13 protein-coding genes are annotated in these 16859 nt (G+C 56.6%); 10 read left to right on the forward strand and 3 right to left on the reverse strand.

The window, feature by feature from the left end:
• From BM198_RS30235 to BM198_RS21425, 7 genes are all read left to right on the forward strand, one after another.
• On the forward strand, positions 1 to 578 hold a 578-nt coding region (locus BM198_RS30235), incomplete at its 5' end, for a hypothetical protein (RefSeq protein ID WP_167368484.1).
• 17 nt (positions 579 to 595) lie between these two features.
• Positions 596 to 1681 carry a DegT/DnrJ/EryC1/StrS family aminotransferase gene (locus BM198_RS21400; protein WP_074972240.1) on the forward strand — a complete coding sequence of 362 codons (1086 nt, stop codon included), beginning with the start codon at positions 596 to 598 and terminating at the stop codon, positions 1679 to 1681.
• The gene (locus BM198_RS21405) at positions 1674 to 4319 is read left to right on the forward strand and encodes a glycosyltransferase (RefSeq protein WP_074972242.1); all 2646 of its coding nucleotides are present in this window, start codon (positions 1674 to 1676) and stop codon (positions 4317 to 4319) included. Before BM198_RS21400 ends, BM198_RS21405 begins: the two co-directional genes overlap by 8 nt.
• 52 nt (positions 4320 to 4371) lie before the next feature.
• A complete protein-coding gene (locus tag BM198_RS21410) occupies positions 4372 to 5472 on the forward strand; it encodes a glycosyltransferase (RefSeq protein ID WP_074972244.1) in 1101 nt (366 codons plus the stop codon).
• A gap of 68 nt (positions 5473 to 5540) precedes the next feature.
• The gene (locus BM198_RS21415; RefSeq protein WP_074972246.1) at positions 5541 to 6200 is read left to right on the forward strand and encodes an acetyltransferase; all 660 of its coding nucleotides are present in this window, start codon (positions 5541 to 5543) and stop codon (positions 6198 to 6200) included.
• Positions 6197 to 7162, forward strand: coding sequence for a glycosyltransferase (locus BM198_RS21420; protein WP_244165728.1), 966 nt, complete (start codon positions 6197 to 6199; stop codon positions 7160 to 7162). The genes BM198_RS21415 and BM198_RS21420 overlap by 4 nt, the downstream gene beginning before the upstream one ends.
• A complete protein-coding gene (locus BM198_RS21425) occupies positions 7159 to 8238 on the forward strand; it encodes a glycosyltransferase (protein ID WP_074972249.1) in 1080 nt (359 codons plus the stop codon). Before BM198_RS21420 ends, BM198_RS21425 begins: the two co-directional genes overlap by 4 nt.
• An 87-nt stretch (positions 8239 to 8325) precedes the next feature.
• Here the strand turns inward: BM198_RS21425 and cysN are convergent, their stop codons facing one another.
• Entirely contained in the window at positions 8326 to 10227 is a 1902-nt protein-coding gene (gene cysN / locus BM198_RS21430) for a sulfate adenylyltransferase subunit CysN (protein ID WP_074972251.1), read from the reverse strand.
• On the reverse strand, positions 10227 to 11693 hold the full coding sequence (gene cysD / locus BM198_RS21435) for a sulfate adenylyltransferase subunit CysD (protein ID WP_244165729.1): 1467 nt from the start codon (positions 11691 to 11693) through the stop codon (positions 10227 to 10229). Before cysD ends, cysN begins: the two co-directional genes overlap by 1 nt.
• Before the next feature lie 199 nt (positions 11694 to 11892).
• Here cysD and rfbD point away from each other — a divergent pair, with 199 nt between their 5' ends.
• The 3 genes from rfbD to dctD are packed head-to-tail and all read left to right on the forward strand — an operon-like array spanning position 11893 to position 15994.
• Positions 11893 to 12759, forward strand: coding sequence for a dTDP-4-dehydrorhamnose reductase (gene rfbD, locus BM198_RS21440; protein ID WP_074972253.1), 867 nt, complete (start codon positions 11893 to 11895; stop codon positions 12757 to 12759).
• Positions 12760 to 12806: 47 nt separating this feature from the next.
• Positions 12807 to 14621 (forward strand): sensor histidine kinase, encoded by a 1815-nt coding sequence (locus BM198_RS21445; RefSeq protein WP_074972255.1) that lies wholly within the window; start codon positions 12807 to 12809, stop codon positions 14619 to 14621.
• The gene (gene dctD, locus BM198_RS21450) at positions 14618 to 15994 is read left to right on the forward strand and encodes a two-component system response regulator DctD (protein ID WP_044405351.1); all 1377 of its coding nucleotides are present in this window, start codon (positions 14618 to 14620) and stop codon (positions 15992 to 15994) included. The genes BM198_RS21445 and dctD overlap by 4 nt, the downstream gene beginning before the upstream one ends.
• 270 nt (positions 15995 to 16264) lie before the next feature.
• Here the strand turns inward: dctD and BM198_RS21455 are convergent, their stop codons facing one another.
• A complete protein-coding gene (locus BM198_RS21455; RefSeq protein ID WP_074972257.1) occupies positions 16265 to 16630 on the reverse strand; it encodes a DUF5064 family protein in 366 nt (121 codons plus the stop codon).
• Between the last annotated feature and the right edge of the window lie 229 nt (positions 16631 to 16859).

A 16859-nucleotide genomic window follows, 5' to 3' on the forward strand; every position in this document is an offset into this window, starting at 1 on the left:
ATGCCCTACAGAAGCAGGCAGGACAAGCAGAGTTAATTGAGCAAGATTGGGCTGCTCGTGGCGAGCATATCGAGCATCTAGCCCAAACTATCGACACTCTACGGAATGCCCTACAGAAGCAGACAGGACAAACAGAGTTAATTACGCAAGATTGGGCTGCTCGTGGCGAGCACATCGAGCATCTAGCCCAAACTATCGACGTTCTACGGGATGCCCTACAGAAGCAGACAGGACAAGCAGAGTTAGTTGCGCAAGATTGGGCTGCTCGTGGCGAGCATATTGACCATCTAAGCCAAACTATTGAGGCTCTCCGAGAGGCCTCACAGAAGCAGGCGGGACAGGCAGAGATAATTGCGCAAGATTGGGCTGCTCGTGGCGAGCATATCGAGCATCTAACCCAAACTATTGAGGCTCTCCGAGAGGCCTCAAAGAAGCAGGCAGAACAAGCAGAGATAATTGCGCAAGATTGGGCTGCTCGTGGTGAGTGTATTAGTCAGCTTGAGCGAGAGCTGAGTGAACTAAAAGAATCTTGGTGTATAAAATTCAGCCGCATCGCAGGCAAATTAAGTAATCAGTAACTTTAGGTTGTCCGCTAATGAATATTACAGTCACAAAACCTTTCATGCCTCCATACTCAGAGTTTGAGCATTACTTATCCGGTATTTGGGAGCGGGAGTGGTTGACCAACAACGGTCCCTTATTGAATGAACTAGAAATTAAACTTAAGGAACACCTCGACGTCGATCATCTTCTATTCTTAGGCAACGGCACCATCGCCATCCAGATCGCAATCCGCGCTCTGGGCCTTGAAGGCGAAATCATCACCACGCCATTCAGCTATGTTGCGACCACCTCGAGTATCACATGGGAACATTGCCAGCCAATCATGGTTGATATTCGTCCGGATACGCTGAATATTGACGAATCCAAAATCGAGGACGCTATAACTAGAAATACCACCGCCATTCTGGCCACTCATGTTTTTGGGAATCCTTGCAATGTAGAGGCCATTGGTGCCATTGCTCGCAAACACAATCTGAAGGTTATCTACGATGCAGCCCATGCTTTTGGTACAAAGTATAAGGGCAAGTCGCTTCTTTCTTATGGTGATGTTTCAACTTGTAGCTTTCACTCGACCAAGCTTTTTCATACCGTAGAGGGTGGCTCGGTGATTACTCCCGATCCAGAAATCTCCAAGCGTATGGCGATGATGCGTAACTTTGGGCACACATCTGCCACCGAGTTTGGTGATGTCGGTATCAACGGCAAAAATTCTGAGTTCCATGCAGCGATGGGGCTGTGTAATTTCAAGTACATTCAAGACATCTTGGCGATGCGCCGTAGGCTGTCCGAGCGCTACATGAGTAATCTGGAGGGCTTACCGGTACAATTCCAGCAGATCCTGCCATATACAGAATATAACCACGCCTACTTCCCAGTGATTTTCGATAGCGAAGACACTCTGCTGAGGTTGGTTAAGCAGCTTAACCTAAATAGTATTTTTCCTCGCCGCTATTTCTACCCGTCGCTCTCTATGCTGCCTTACGTACGTGAGCAGAGCGCCCCCATCGCCGAAAACATTTCACGGCGTATTCTCTGCCTACCGCTGTACCATACGTTGTCCGTCGAAGAAATCGATATGATCTGCCGCTTCGTCAAACGAGAGTTGCTCCATGTTTGAACTTATGCTGGAGCGCACAGATAGAGCTGCCCAGGACCAGCACATCGATTTTTTCAAGGACGATCAGTTCTCCGAAGGTGACAAACTAGCTTTGCTCAACTTCCTCATGCGAGAGTTCGACCTTAAACAGCCTGTAGTACTCAGAGAGACTAGTTCGGCAGTTACAACGCAATTTCTTATCGACCATTTCGTACGTCAGCATGAAAAAATTGACTTACTCTATCTAGATGCTGATGTCTTGCGAAATAGTGCACCCTCCTTGATTGTGCAGCTCCGAGAATTACTATCGCGCAAGGGCGTCATCTGCATTGAATCCAGCGACGCAAACGAAACTATCGATGCAGAAGTGCTGCCAGCAGAAAGTTTTGAGCCGGTCCTGGCCATTCCGGGCTTCTCCATTTTCGCTCGGACTGATGGTGAACGACCGCTTCGGAGCATGCGCTATCAGGTGGACTTGTTCCGCCGCAAGTTATGTTTCGGTCGTAAGCGTCAATTGCAGACCGCTATCTGTAGTGGAGTACCTGAAGTTGTAGTCGTCGTGCTGACCTACAAGCATGAGGGCTATATTGCTGAGTGTTTGCAATCGGTGCTGAACCAGCGAGGAAATTTCCGACTACGCATCATCATTATCGACGACGCCTCACCGGATGACACTGCGCAGGTTGTACGCTCCCTGATAGCGGAAAATCGCGATAGTCATATTGACTTCGACTTTCAGACTAACGCTCAAAATGTTGGCGTTGTCGCCAACCTAGCCGCCGCCGTGCATCGGGCCGCAGGGTGCGATTTCCTGACATTCTGCGAAGGAGATGACTACTGGACCTCGGAAGATCGTATTCAGAAGCATATTGAGTTTTTGAATGAGCACCCGGAATGCGTGATGTCCTTCAACTCGATAGAGCTTTGTGACGCTGATGGAGGTTCAAGAAAATTATTCGAGATCGGTGAAGAGCTAGCTGGCACTGAGCTTGAGGGAGATGAACTCGCGGATAACAATTTTATCGGAAATTTCACCGCCTGCTTTTATCGGGGTGAGTTGGTTGAAATTATTTCACCTGGAATTTTTGAAATTTACACGGTAGATTGGTTTTTCAATTTGTACTGCTCTCAGTTTGGGAAAATTGGTCAACTAAAAGAAGTCCTTTCTGTTTATAGGCAGCATGCAGGTGGCGAATGGAGTTCTAGGAGGGCTTTGGATAAAGCACTTGAGCTACTTAAATTGATTGCTCAGTATGATGAGTTTCTTGACTATCAATACGACAAGGCCTTTCAACGATATGTCAATCGTATATACGGCACAATAAATAACACTTACTCTGGCACCCAGGGCAGACTTGATTTATTGATCGTTGATGATGTTTTTCCTTCTCTGCAGAGTGGATTTCGCTATGCCGAATTCACTGCATATTTGCGCGAATTTCAGCGTTCATTGGTATTAGCCTCTGGCAAGACCTTGCATGTCGTTGAAAACAACGACATAAACAATGTTGTGCGTGATTATCGGAGAAAACACCCTGAAATTGGTGGCAAATTAGTACAACATAGTGGGGGATTTCCACTGCGCTTGGCAAATTTGGTTTATATGAATTTTCTGAGCAATGCACTCTCGCTGCTACCCGAAATCGAGGCAGCAAATGTACCTTTTGTCTTCACACTCTATCCCGGATCAGGTTTCGTTCTGAATAACCCAGAGTGCGACCGTAAGCTCAAGCGTGTACTCGACTCACCGTGTTTCCAAAGGGTCATTGTGACGCAGCAGGTGTCTTACGACTATATTGTCCACCGGGGGCTATGTGCGGCAGAGAAGGTTCAGATGATCTTCGGGGTCGTAATGCCGGAGATTCCCGAAGGGCGGCAATTTCTAGTCAAGAACCGCTGGGGATTTAATAAGCCGCGTCTGGATATCTGCTTCATGGCGCACAAGTACACACCTTTTGGCGAAGACAAGGGTTACGATGTATTCGTTAATGTTGCTGGCGCCCTGCGGCAGCAACATGATGACATCTATTTCCATGTAGTGGGACCTTTTGACAAGCGGGTCATCGACGTCAGCACCATCAGCGACCGCATCAAGTTTCACGGCTCGCTGAATCCAGATGAGTTCGACAATTTCTTCCAGAATATGGATATCATCCTATCGCCCAATATCAGCGGTAAGATTTCCCCAGGATCCTTTGACGGTTTCCCTACTGCCAGCTGTATCGAAGCAGGTTTGCGCGGCACCGCGATATTTGCAGTTGATGAGTTCAATTCGGCGGGAGGACGATTTACCGATGGTGAAGATATCGTCTTAATCAATTATGATATTGCACACATTATTGATCGACTCGAGCACTATTACGCAAACCCCGAGGCACTAAAAGCGGTTGGTGAGCGCGCCATCCTCCGTATACGTGATTTGTATAGTATAGAGGCTCAAATGGGACCACGCATTGAGCTTTTGCGCCATATCATTCGTAATCCAGTCATATCATCAGATGAGTCACGCCCCGAAAAATCTTCTGCTGGGGTAGATACTAAGGTTCTCGTGAATTGTTCTGATCGGAGATCGTCGGTTGTTTGGAAAATCTTGCGCAGACTTTGTCCAGAGCCGATCAAGAAAATCTATCGAACTTGGAAAATGAACCATGCTTCATAGTAATAAATGCAGCTCGGGCATAGTTAGAGATGTGCCACTCATTAGTGTTGTAATGCCTTCTTACAACCACGCCAAATACATCAGTAAGGCGGTGGATAGCATTCTGGCGCAGAGTTTTGGTGATTTTGAGTTGCTTATTTCGGATGACGCTTCAACTGATAAAAGCTGGGACATCATTACCAGCTTCGCTGATCAGCGTATCCGTTCGTTTAGGCAGGAGCAGAATCTCGGGCCTGTAGGCAACTTGGTATTCCTGATCAAAGAAGCTCGCGGCAAGTATATCGCTTTGCTTAACTCTGACGATATTTGGTACCGGGAAAAGCTCGGTAAGCAGGTTGCCGTCTTGCAGTCTCAGCCGAGTTTAGGTGCCTGTTTCACTTGGGCTGATATGGTGGACGAGTACGGTCGCGAAATTTCTGGTCCGGAGGCCATTTGGAATGATGTTTTCCGGCAGCCTAACCGCACCCAGGGTCAATGGCTCAGGCATTTCTTCTTTAAGGGAAATTGCCTGTGTCATCCGAGTATCTTAGTGAGGAAAGAAATCTACGAAACTTTAGGTTTCTACAATCCTGGTCTCAAGCAGTTGCCGGATTTTGATATGTGGATCCGACTGATAAAGCGCTACCCTATTCATGTGATCCAGGAGAACTTAGTAGCTCACTTGCGAGACGGTAATAATACCAGTGCGATATCCCCTGAAAACTCTGCTCGTAACCTTACAGAACTGGTAGAGATCTTTGGCTCGTTTTTCGATGAAATTCCAGATGAGTTGTTTATCGACGGCTTTTCCGGTGACTTCCGCCTTAAAGAGGTGCCTACTACACCTATCCGTCTGAGATGTGAAAAATTATTTCTCCTTCTGGATAGCGCCTTTGCGCAAGCTTCGGGCAGGGCTGCGGCGCTCTCATTATTTATGAAGTGCTTTCCTGATACTGAGTTTGAGCGAGTTTTAAGGGATGAGTATCAGGTCAGCATTTTTGATTTTTACCAGCTGACAGGTAGCTCAGGCTTTGGGCACTTCTATATGCAAGCTACTAAAACTTCGCCCCCCGGGGCTGGGCCAGCCGAAGCCGGCCTATCGACTATGGCCAGTCGGTCTATTTTTTATCTGAAACAGCTGGTTCACCGTCTACGCTCAGCTATCGCCCCCTGAATGGCGAAGTTCTATTGTGCAGACTGCTAACTCATCAGTGACCCTTCTCTGGATATTGAGTCTCAATTATGAAAACCTATTACGGCCTGATCGGTGCAGGTGGGCATGGCAGGGAGGTTATGCCAATGTTGCTATCTACGCTTCAAGACGAACTGAAGAGTGGGGAGGTTGAAATTTTATTCGTGGTGGAAGGACAGGAAGAGGAGACTGAAGTTAACGGCTATCGCCTGCTAAATCTTGACGCCTTTTTCGCGCTAGATGGTCACAAGCGCTTTAACGTGGCTATCGGAGACTCCAAAGCACGTCATAGAATCGCAGACGCTTGTTTAGCTCAAAAGTTAGAGCCTTTCTCATTTTTTGCTCCTAGTGTGATCCTGCTCGACAATAATGATATTGGAGAAGGTTGCATGGTTTCGGAACAGACCATAATTACTTCCAATGTAAAGATCGGGCGATTCTTCCAAGCTAACTGCCAGTGCAATATTTCTCACGATTGTATAATCGGCGATTATGTAACATTCGGACCCGGCGTGAAATGTAATGGCAACGTAACCATTGGCAGCCATGCCTATATAGGTGCCGGCGCACTGATTAAACAGGGACGGCACGGTAAGCCATTGGTGATCGGGGAGGGCGCGGTCGTGGGGATGGGTGCGGTGGTAATCCAAGATGTAGAACCCTACACGATCGTAGTGGGTAATCCAGCTCGGCTAATGGCGAAGAAATGATGGTGTTAAACGAGTGCTCGAAGTTATCGGTGCTGCTTGTTACTTATAATCATGAGACTTATATTCGTCGCGCGCTCGAATCTCTCTTTAAGCAGGAGTATCCGGGCGCTATCGAGTTGGTAATTGCTGATGACGCATCGACGGATGCGACGTTGGAACTGATCCGTACCTACGAACGATTGGATCCACGGTTTATCTTTTCGTACTTGCCTGCGGACATCAATGTCGGCATAACAAAGAACTATCAGCGTGGTTTCGCTGCTTGCACTGGAGAGTATGTCGCGGTGCTTGAGGGAGATGATTACTGGGTCAGTCCCAAGAAGCTGTCGCGGCAGTTGGCGTTTCTTGAGGGGCACTGGGAATGTGATCTTTGCTCTGTCAATTATTTCGTCCGTTACGAGGCTAATGCGACGTTTTCCGAGCGTACCTCGGTTGGTACCGGCTACCGTCTTCTCAATGCACGCGACTTGATTGCCGATAATGTTGTCGGTAATTTCTCTACCTGTATGTATCGTAAGTCAGCGCTGGATAATTTACCGGCTGAGTTATTCGAGGTTCGTGCCTACGATTGGATTGTCAATATCTGCGTGGCCATGCACGGTCTGATCGGTTTTCTCGAAGAGCCAATGTCAGTCTATCGCGTTCACTCTTCAGGTGCCTGGTCGAATTATGGGCATGTCGAGAAGCTCAAGCTGCAGTTGAGCCTTATTCCTATATATGACCAGCTCACCCAGCAGCGCTTCCACGCTGAGTTCAATCAGTTGGGTAATGACCTACGCCAGGCGATCAACCTCGCACGTCTGGAGCATCTAGTAGATGGAGTGGCGCAACCGGCCTCACAAGGTCTGATGCGGATAAATGACTTTATGCCGCCGCTATTAACTTCGATCGTTCGTGCATTTACTCCCCCAATCCTGGCAAGGCTCTTGCTGAGAATCGCTCGTCGAGGGAGATTGTTATGACGTCGCCAGTTGTCAGCGTGATAATGGCAACCTACAACCACGCCCCTTATGTCGCCAAGGCCATCGCTAGCGTATTAGAGCAGCGAGGTGTTGATTTCGAATTCTTGATTGCTGACGATGGTTCGGTTGATTCCACTGTGCAGGTGGTGAGTGCCATCCAAGATACCCGGATCCGGTTCTTCCCTCATCGAGACAATCGTGGGGCTGGCATCGTCATCAATGAACTGATCGCAAAGGCTTCTGGCGAGTTTATCGCGCTCATCAACTCGGACGATTGCTGGAGCGGTTCCGATAAGCTAGCCATCCAGCTCAATATCATGCAGGGCAACCCGGCGCTAGGTGCTTGCTTCGGCAGAGCCCGTTTCGTTAGCAAGTCGGGAGGAGCGCTCAGCGGGCGCGGACTACCGTTCGGCACCGTGTTTGAGCAGGGTAATCGCTCGCAAGGCGCCTGGCTGCGTTACTTCTTCGAGTCTGGAAACTGCATCTGCCACCCAACAATGCTTATCCGGAGCCAGTGTTATCGAGAGCTAGGCAGTTACAAGAACAACCTTCGTCAGCTGCCCGACTTTGATATGTGGATCCGACTGGTGAAACGCTACCCGATTCATATAACGGAGCGCGTGCTTGTCGATTTCAGGGTATTGCCCGGCGAAAACGCAAGTAGTCAGACAGTCGCGAATTCTGTGCGGGTCATGAACGAGCATTATCTGATCGCTGAAAGCTTCTTCGACGACGTTAGCGCGCAACAACTCAAGGAAGGTTTTTCTGACTTGCTTAGGTATCCGGAACTACCTAGCGAGATTCACGTAGACATCGAGAAGGTCTTGCTCATGTTTGTGCCTCATAAGGGGCTCGGGCGGGCGTACAGCATGATCGGGTTGCTTAAGCTCAATCGATTGCTTGCTAGCACCGCTTACGAACGAGTCTTGGCTAAAGACTATGGAATCGATGGGCGCTGGTTTCAGGAGCGCACCGCCGAGATTAACGTACTGCGCCCCAGATTATTAGCTATGCTTAGCCAGCAAAAACATAAAACTACAAATTTGTTAAAGCGGATACTTGCCTTTCTGAATTAATTACAGAGTCTTTTGCGATAAAGCGATCACTGCTTCACTAGCTATGCGCTGACAGATATTCCTATCTTCTATTATTTGAGCGCTGCGCTAGAGCTTATCTAGCATGGCCTTTAATACTTGTTCCATCTGTAGTCGTTCAAAGTTGATTGTAATATCTGGCTTTTGCGGCGACTCATAAGCACTGCTAATTCCCGTCATATTTGGCAGCTTCCCAGCGCGTGCCTTCTTATAGAGCCCCTTCGGATCACGCTGCTCGCACACGGCCAGCGGCGTGTCGACGAACACTTCGATAAAGCTATCTTCTCCGATCAGCTCCCGGGCCATCTGGCGTTCTGCCCGGAAGGGGCTGATAAAGGCGGTCATCACGATCAGCCCGGCATCCATCATCAGTTTGGCGACTTCAGCCACGCGTCGAATATTTTCCACCCGGTCGGCATCGGTAAAGCCCAGATCCCTGTTCAGGCCCTGGCGAACGTTATCGCCATCGAGGATATAGGTGCGTTTGCCCTGGGCATGGAGTTCTTTCTCCAGGGCGTTGGCGATGGTCGATTTTCCCGAGCCGGAAAGGCCGGTGAACCAGATGACCTTGCCTTTATGGCCATTGAGGCGTTCACGGTCCTCACGGGTAATGCTGAGTGCCTGGCGATGTACGTTCTGTGCGCGGCGTAGGTTGTGGCGGATCATGCCGGCGGCGACGGTGCTGTGGGTGTATTTGTCGACCAGCACGAATCCGCCCAGGGTATGTGATTGAGCGTAGGTATCGAAAACCAGCGGCTTGCTCAGTGCAACGTTGGCTACTGCGATGTCGTTAAGCTGCAGCTGGCGGCACGCTTCATGAGCTTGTGTGTTGACGTCTATGCGGTGTTTCAGTGCGGTAAGACTGGCGCTGGCCCATTGATTCGCCAGCTTGATTTCGTAGGAGCGGCCTATCAGACCAGGCTCGTCGTGCATCCAGACCAGGGTGGCTTCGAACTGGTCGGTCATTTCCAGCGGTTGCTCGGCGCGCGCCAGTATGTCACCTCTTGAGGCGTCGACTTCTCGATCCAGAACCAACGTGATGGCATCGCCTGGGTTGGCACAATCTAGATCACCGTTACCGGTGACGATGCGTGCGATCTTGGCCGTTTGCCCAGAAGCCGTTACGCGCACTTCGTTGCCAACGGCTAGCTGGCCGGAGGCCAATGTGCCACTGAAGCCTCGGAAGCTGGCATCCGGACGGTTGACACATTGAACGGGAAAGACCGTTTTGAATTCCCTAGAGGGGCGAGGGTCGATGGTTTCCAGGCAGGCCATGAGGGTTGGGCCTTGGTACCAGGGCGTATGCGCCGAGCGTGAGTTAATGTTGTCGCCTTTGAGAGCCGACAAAGGGATGGCGGTGATGCTGTCGAATCCCAATGGCTCGACCGCTGTGTTGAATGCAGCCAGCGTATCGGCGAACAACTGATGGCCATACGCCACCAAGTCCATCTTGTTGATGGCCAGGATGATGTGCTTTATGCCCACCAGTGCTGCCAGATAGGCGTGCCGGCGAGTTTGCGTCATCACACCTTGGCGCGCATCGATCAGCAGTACCGCTACGTCTGCGGTGGAGGCCCCTGTGATCATGTTGCACGTGTATTGTTCGTGGCCAGGGGTGTCGGCCACGATGAACTTGCGACGCGGTGTTGAGAAGAAGCGGTAGGCCACATCAATGGTGATGCCCTGTTCTCGCTCGGCTGCCAGGCCATCTACGAGCAGGGCAAAGTCTATATCGTTACCTTGCGTGCCATGGCGCCTGGAGTCGGCCTGCAGCGTACTCAACTGATCGTCGAAGACTTGCTGGGACTCCCAGAGCAGGCGGCCGATTAGCGTGCTTTTGCCATCATCGACGCTACCGCAGGTGATAAAGCGCAACAGGTCCTGATGGGCTTGCTGCTCGAGCCATTCGCTCAGTGTGGCGGTCTTGTGTGGGGGCTGTGCGGGTGAGGTAGTTTTCTTGAGGCGCGCCATCAGAAGTAGCCCTCTTGTTTTTTCTTCTCCATGGAGCCTGCGCTATCCGTATCGATTCGACGGCCCTGCCGTTCGGATTGCCGCGTGTTGATGACTTCCAGAAGGATGTCTTCCGGCGTCTGCGCTTCTGACTCCAGTGCCCCGGTCAGCGGGTAACAGCCTAGTGTGCGAAAACGCACTGTACGCATCTGAATGTCCTCGCCGGGCAGCAGTTTGCAGCGCTCGTCGTCGACCAGCATGATCATCTCGGGCCGCACGACAACAGGCCGCAATTTGGCAAAGTACAGGGGCACCATGGGGATGTTTTCCAAGTAGATGTAGTGCCAGATATCGATTTCGGTCCAGTTTGACAGCGGGAACACTCGAATGCTGGCATCTTGGCTTTTGCGAGTGTTGTAGAGGTTCCAAAGTTCCGGGCGCTGGCTTTTAGGATCCCAGCGGTGAGTTGCGCTGCGAAACGAGAAGATGCGCTCCTTGGCGCGGGACTTTTCCTCATCGCGGCGTGCGCCACCAAACACGAGGTCAAACTTGTACTTGTCCAGCGCCTGTTTGAGCCCTTCGGTTTTGGTGATATCGGTATGCAGCGAGGAGCCATGATCAAAGGGGTTGATGTTCTTTTCTATGGCTTCAGGGTTGGTGTGTACCAGCAAGTCCATGCTGCTTTCACGTGCCATGAAATCACGGAACAGGTACATCTCCTGAAACTTCCAGCGCGTGTCTACGTGCAGTAACGGAAAGGGCGGCGGTGAGGGGAAGAAGGCCTTGCGGGCAAGGTGGAGCATTACGCCACTGTCTTTGCCGATGGAGTAGAGCATCGCCGGGTTCTGCGCCTCGGCCACCGCCTCACGGATGATGTGGATGCTCTCTGCTTCCAGGCGCCTGAGGTGCGGGGATAGTTGGGATGTCGCTTCGGCGTGTATCGAATCGAACCTAGGGAGCTTGAGATTGGCTGGCAGCACCGGCTGGTAGACATGCACGCAGGAGTGGATGTCAGGCATCTCAACCGTGTTACGCATCAAGGCTACCAACGAGCCATGCGGAAACACCGCGATAGGCTTCCCGATGTGTTGTTGCAATGCGGCACAAGCAGTGCGGACTGTCTCCCTCTCGACATTTGCCAATGGCACCCAGAGGCGCGCGCCCCTGGCATCGTTCGCGTGTAGACAGGGCTTTCCGCTGGGTAATGGACTCAGCTGAGCGAACAGCACTCTATCGCGGCGCTTGCGGGCCTGCTCCATGGCCCAGGCCAGTACGATTCTGTTAGGTGCGCGCCCATGTTCGTCTTGCAGTGCTTCTTTAGCCAATTCAGCAGGTAATAAGCCATGAGCATTCAGACGGCGCTCAGCCGTGCGTTTGGTATCGGCCTCGCCACAGGCTTTAAGGTGCTCGTAAGCTAGATTGGTATTCCAGACCTGTTCGACTTCAAGTCCTCTGAGTACGTCGGCAACAGCTGTCGCAATTCGCACAATATTTATCTTCTTAAATGGAAATTGATAAAATCAAATTTTAAGACAGATTGAATCACATAATTTTGCACCATGCGACAGCGCATCTTGATCAACTTGACCGTTCACTTGTAACTAAGCGCTCCTCCCAGTACGTACACGCCATCGAGCACCGCCAGGGGCTCAAAGTCACCTATCTTGCAGACGCCGAGGTGTTCCCATGAAGATCCTCGTCACCGGGCATAGCGGCCAGGTCGCCCGTGAACTGGCGCTGGCCCTTGCCGGCCAGGGCGAACTGCTGGTTTTGGGCCGCGACCGTCTCGATCTTGCCGACAGCGAGGCCATCCGCCAGCGGGTCCGTGCCGAGCGCCCGGAGCTGATCATCAACGCCGCCGCCCACACCGCCGTGGACCAGGCCGAGAGCGAGCCCGAGGCCGCCTTCGCCCTCAACGCCACCGCCCCCGGCGTGCTGGCCGAAGAGGCTGCAGCCCTGGGCGCGCCGCTGATCCACTACTCCACCGACTACGTCTTCGATGGCCGCAAGACTACGCCCTACACCGAGGACGACCGACCCAACCCGCTGGGCGTCTATGGCCGCAGCAAGCTGGCCGGGGAAGAGGCGATCCGCGCGGTGGGCGGTGCACACCTGATCCTGCGCACCAGCTGGGTCTACTCCCTGCACGGGCGCAACTTCCTGCTCACCATGCAGCGCCTGCTGCAGGAGCGCGAACAGCTGAACGTGGTGGACGACCAGGTCGGCGCACCCACCTGGTCCGGCGACATCGCCACCGCCACCGTTGCCCTGATCCAGCGCTGGCAACAAGGCCGCCAGGCCTGGGGCACCTACCACTTCACGGCCGGCGGCGAGACCTCATGGTTCGGTTTCGCCAGCGCCATCGCCGAGACGCTCAAGACCCAAGGCAAGCCCTGCGCCCGCCTGGAGCCCATCCCCAGCAGCGCCTACCCGACGCCCGCCCAACGGCCGCTAAACTCGCGGCTGGACGGCAGCAAGCTGCGGCGCGACTGGGACGTCGCCCTGCCCGACTGGCGCCAGGGGCTGGAGGCGTGCCTGCGCCACCCTCGCTGAGCCCGCCGGTGTCATAATGCGCCCCACCCCGGGCGCATCCTGACACCATGACCGCGAACACCCTCCCCTACCGACCCCGCTGGCGCAGCCTCGTTCTGCTGGCACTGGTGCTCGCGCCCCTGCTCTGGCCCGCGCACCACCTGGCCGACCGCTACTACAACCGCACCCTGGCCGAGCAGAACCGGCAGACCCTCGACCTCTATGTCGCCAACCTGCTGGGCACCCTGCGCCGCTTCGAGGTGCTGCCGCCGATCCTCGCCGACCTCCCGGCCCTGCGCGAACAACTGGCCGCCCCTCAGGACAAGGCCCGCCTGGACGCCGCCAATCGCCTGCTGAGTGAGGTGCGCGAGGAAACCGGGGCCGACGTCATCTACCTGATGAACCCCGAGGGCCGCACCCTCAGCTCCTCCAACTGGGACAAGGCCGACAGCTTCGTCGGCCGCGACTTCTCCTTCCGCCCCTACTTCCGCGAAGCCCTGCAGGGTCGCCAGGGGCGCTTCTTCGGCCTCGGCACCACCTCCGGCAAGCGCGGCTACTTCTACGCCAGCCCGGTGCTGGAGCAGGGCCGGGTGATCGGCATCCTGGTGGTCAAGGTCGACCTGGACGACGCCGAAACCCTCTGGGGCAACACCCCCGAGCAACTGATGGTCACCGACGGCAACGGCGTCGCCATCATCACCTCCCGCCCCCAGTGGCGCTTCCACGCCACCCGCGAGCTGGACGCCGCCGAGCGCGCCGCCATCGCCGCCAATCAGCCCTACCCGACCCAGGTGCCCGAGCCCCTGCGCCTGCGCAGCCAGGACTGGATCACCCAGAGCCGCGAACTGCAGGAAACCGGCTGGACCGTCAGCATCCTCGCCCCGCGCCTGCTCATCGACCGCCAGGTGCGCACCACCGACGCCATCGTCGCCGCCACCCTGCTCGCCCTGCTGCTGCTCATCGGCCTGATGATGCAGCGCCGCCGGCACTACCTCGACCGCATCGCCCTCGACGCCCGCGCCCGCCAGGAGCTGGAAGCCCGCGTGCAGGAGCGCACCCGCGACCTGGAGGCCCTGAACAACCGCCTCAAGGACGAAGTGCTCGAACGCGAGCAGGCCCAGCAGGAACTGGTACGCGCCCAGGACGAACTGGTGCAGTCCGGCAAGCTCTCCGCCCTCGGCACCATGTCCGCCAGCATCAGCCACGAGCTCAACCAGCCCCTGGCGGCCATCCGCAGCTACGCCGACAACGCCGTGGTGCTGCTCGACCACCAGCGCCACGACGACGCCCGCGCCAACCTCAACCTGATCAGCGAACTGACCGGACGCATGGCCTCGATCATCGCCCACCTGCGCGCCTTCGCCCGGCGCGACCGCCACGCCCCCGAGAGCGTCGCCCTGCAGCCGGCGGTGGACGACGCCCTCGCCCTGTTGGCCAAGCGCCGCCGCGCCATGGACGTGGAGCTGATCCGCGACCTGCCCGAGGCCCAGCTCTGGGTCCAGGCCGGCGAAACCCGCCTGCGCCAGGTGCTGGGCAACCTCCTGGCCAACGCCCTCGACGCCCTGGGCGAGAAGCCCCAGCCGCGGCGCATCTGGATCAGCACCGCCGCCCCCGAACCCGGCATCGTCGAACTGCACCTGCGGGACAACGGCCCCGGCTTCAGCGCCGAGGCCCTGCAACGGGCCCGTGAACCCTTCTTCACCACCAAGACCAGCGCCCAGGGCCTGGGGCTCGGCCTGGCCATCTGCGACAGCCTCATGCGCGCCCTGGGTGGCGAGTTGCTGTTCGACAACCACCCCGAAGGGGGCGCCCTGCTGACCCTGCGCCTGCGCACCGCCGTACCCGGCGCCAACCCCCTGTCGCCCGAGGACATCGCCTCATGACCGTACCCCTCGACCCCACCGTCCAGGTCCTGCTGATCGACGACGACCCGCACCTGCGCCAGGCCCTCAGCCAGACCCTCGACCTGGCCGGCCTCAAGGTCGCCAGCCTGGGGGATGCCAAGGGCGTCGCCGACGCCCTCGACCCCGACTGGCCCGGCGTGGTGGTCAGCGACATCCGCATGCCCGGCATCGACGGCCTCGAGTTGCTGCGCCAGCTGCACGCCCGCGACCCGCAGTTGCCGGTGCTGCTGATCACCGGCCACGGCGACGTGCCCCTGGCCGTGCAGGCCATGCGCGCCGGCGCCTACGACTTCCTGGAGAAGCCCTTCGCCAGCGACGATCTGCTGGACAGCGTGCGCCGCGCCCTCGACCTGCGCCGCCTGGTGCTGGAGAACCGCAGCCTGCGTCTGGCCCTCTCCGACCGGCAGCAGCTCAGCGCCCGCATCATCGGCCAGTCCGCCGCCAGCCAGCGCCTGCGCGACCAGGTCGGCGCCCTCGCCGCCACCCAGGCCGACGTGCTGATCCTCGGCGAGACCGGGGCCGGCAAGGAGGTGGTCGCCCGCGCCCTGCACGACCTGTCGAGCCGGCGCGACGGCCCCTTCGTCGCCATCAACGCCGGCGCCCTGGCCGAATCGGTGGTGGAAAGCGAGCTGTTCGGCCACGAGCAGGGCGCCTTCACCGGCGCCACCAAGCGCCGCATCGGCAAGTTCGAGTACGCCAATGGCGGCACGCTGTTCCTCGACGAGATCGAGAGCATGAGCCCCGATGTCCAGGTCAAGCTGCTGCGCCTGCTGCAGGAGCGGGTGGTGGAGCGCCTCGGGGCCAACCAGCTGATCCCGCTGGACATCCGCATCATCGCCGCCACCAAGGAAGACCTGCGCCAGGCCGCCGACCAGGGCCGCTTCCGCGCCGACCTCTACTACCGCCTCAACGTCGCCAGCCTGCGCATCCCGCCGCTGCGCGAGCGGGGCGAGGACATCCTCCTGCTGTTCCGCCACTTCGCCGAAGCCGCCTCGGCCCGCCACGGCGGCCAGCCCCGCCCGCTGGACGCCGGCCAGCGCGCCACCCTGCTGGCCCACAACTGGCCGGGCAACGTGCGCGAACTGCAGAACGCCGCGGAACGCTTTGCCCTGGGCCTGGACCTGGCGCTGGACAACAGCGCGCCGGAGGTGCCCCTCAGCGGAGGCGGCCTCAGCGAACAGGTGGAAGCCTTCGAGAAAGCCCTGATCCAGGCCGAGCTGGCCAACCCCCACAGCTCCATGCGCAGCCTGGCGGAAGCCCTCGGCCTGCCGCGCAAGACCCTCTCGGACAAGCTGCGCAAGCACAACCTGGCCTTCATCGGCGGAAATCCGAACGACGACGGCGAGGGCTAGGCGGAAAACCGCCCAGCGCCACACGCGCTCTGCAGCCACAGGGCACGCCGGGCAAGGGTTTCAGCCATGGAATGGGCCTGGCACAGCCCTTGCTCAGTCGCATGTGCCCGGCACGCGCCGGGCCTGGGCACCCGCCACCGGCCGGCGCCCGCCCGCAACGGCCACAAGCCGCCAGCGGGTCACTCCCTCGATCGGCTGCCCTGCAGCCAGGCGCCGGGCCACACGCCTGCCGTCACCGGTGAAGAGCCCGGCCATCCGCCGGGCTCTTCGTCACTCCTCCCGCTCCCGCAGGAATCGCTCAAGGTCCACCGGCGTCCCCGGTGCCGCGTGCAGCTGCGCGCGCAGGTCATCGAACACCCGCACGTAGTCCCGGTGATGGGCCAGGGGTTCGAGCGCGCCCGGTGCCAGGCCGTGCCGTCGCAGGCAGCGGCAGGTGCGGTGGAGGAAGTTGTAGGCAACGTCGCGGTGCAGGCGGAAGCGATCCTGGAAGGGCTGGCCACTGACCTCACCGACCAGGTTGAAGTGCACATAGGGGCCGTCGTCGTCCTGACGCAGTGCGTAGTCCAGGTCGAAGCGATAGGCCGGAAACGCGCCCAGCGCCTCGCTACGGATATCCAGGTGTCCGGGGCGGAACATCATTCACCTCCACCGATGTCGAGAAGTCGGGGGGACGCCCTGTCCCTGGGCCTGCTTATAGCGGAGCGCAATTACCGCCTCGCAGCGCCATTCCCTTCGGCAGCAAGGCGAAACCGCTCACCCGCGCCGTCACCAATCCCCTCAACTTGAATTGAAATGAAAACCGTCTAGCTTGAATCGGACGCTGCTCCAGGGAAGGCCAAAAGCCCCGCCAATCGCGGCTCGCAGT

Source organism: Metapseudomonas otitidis, assembly GCF_900111835.1.
Classification (GTDB): domain Bacteria; phylum Pseudomonadota; class Gammaproteobacteria; order Pseudomonadales; family Pseudomonadaceae; genus Metapseudomonas; species Metapseudomonas otitidis.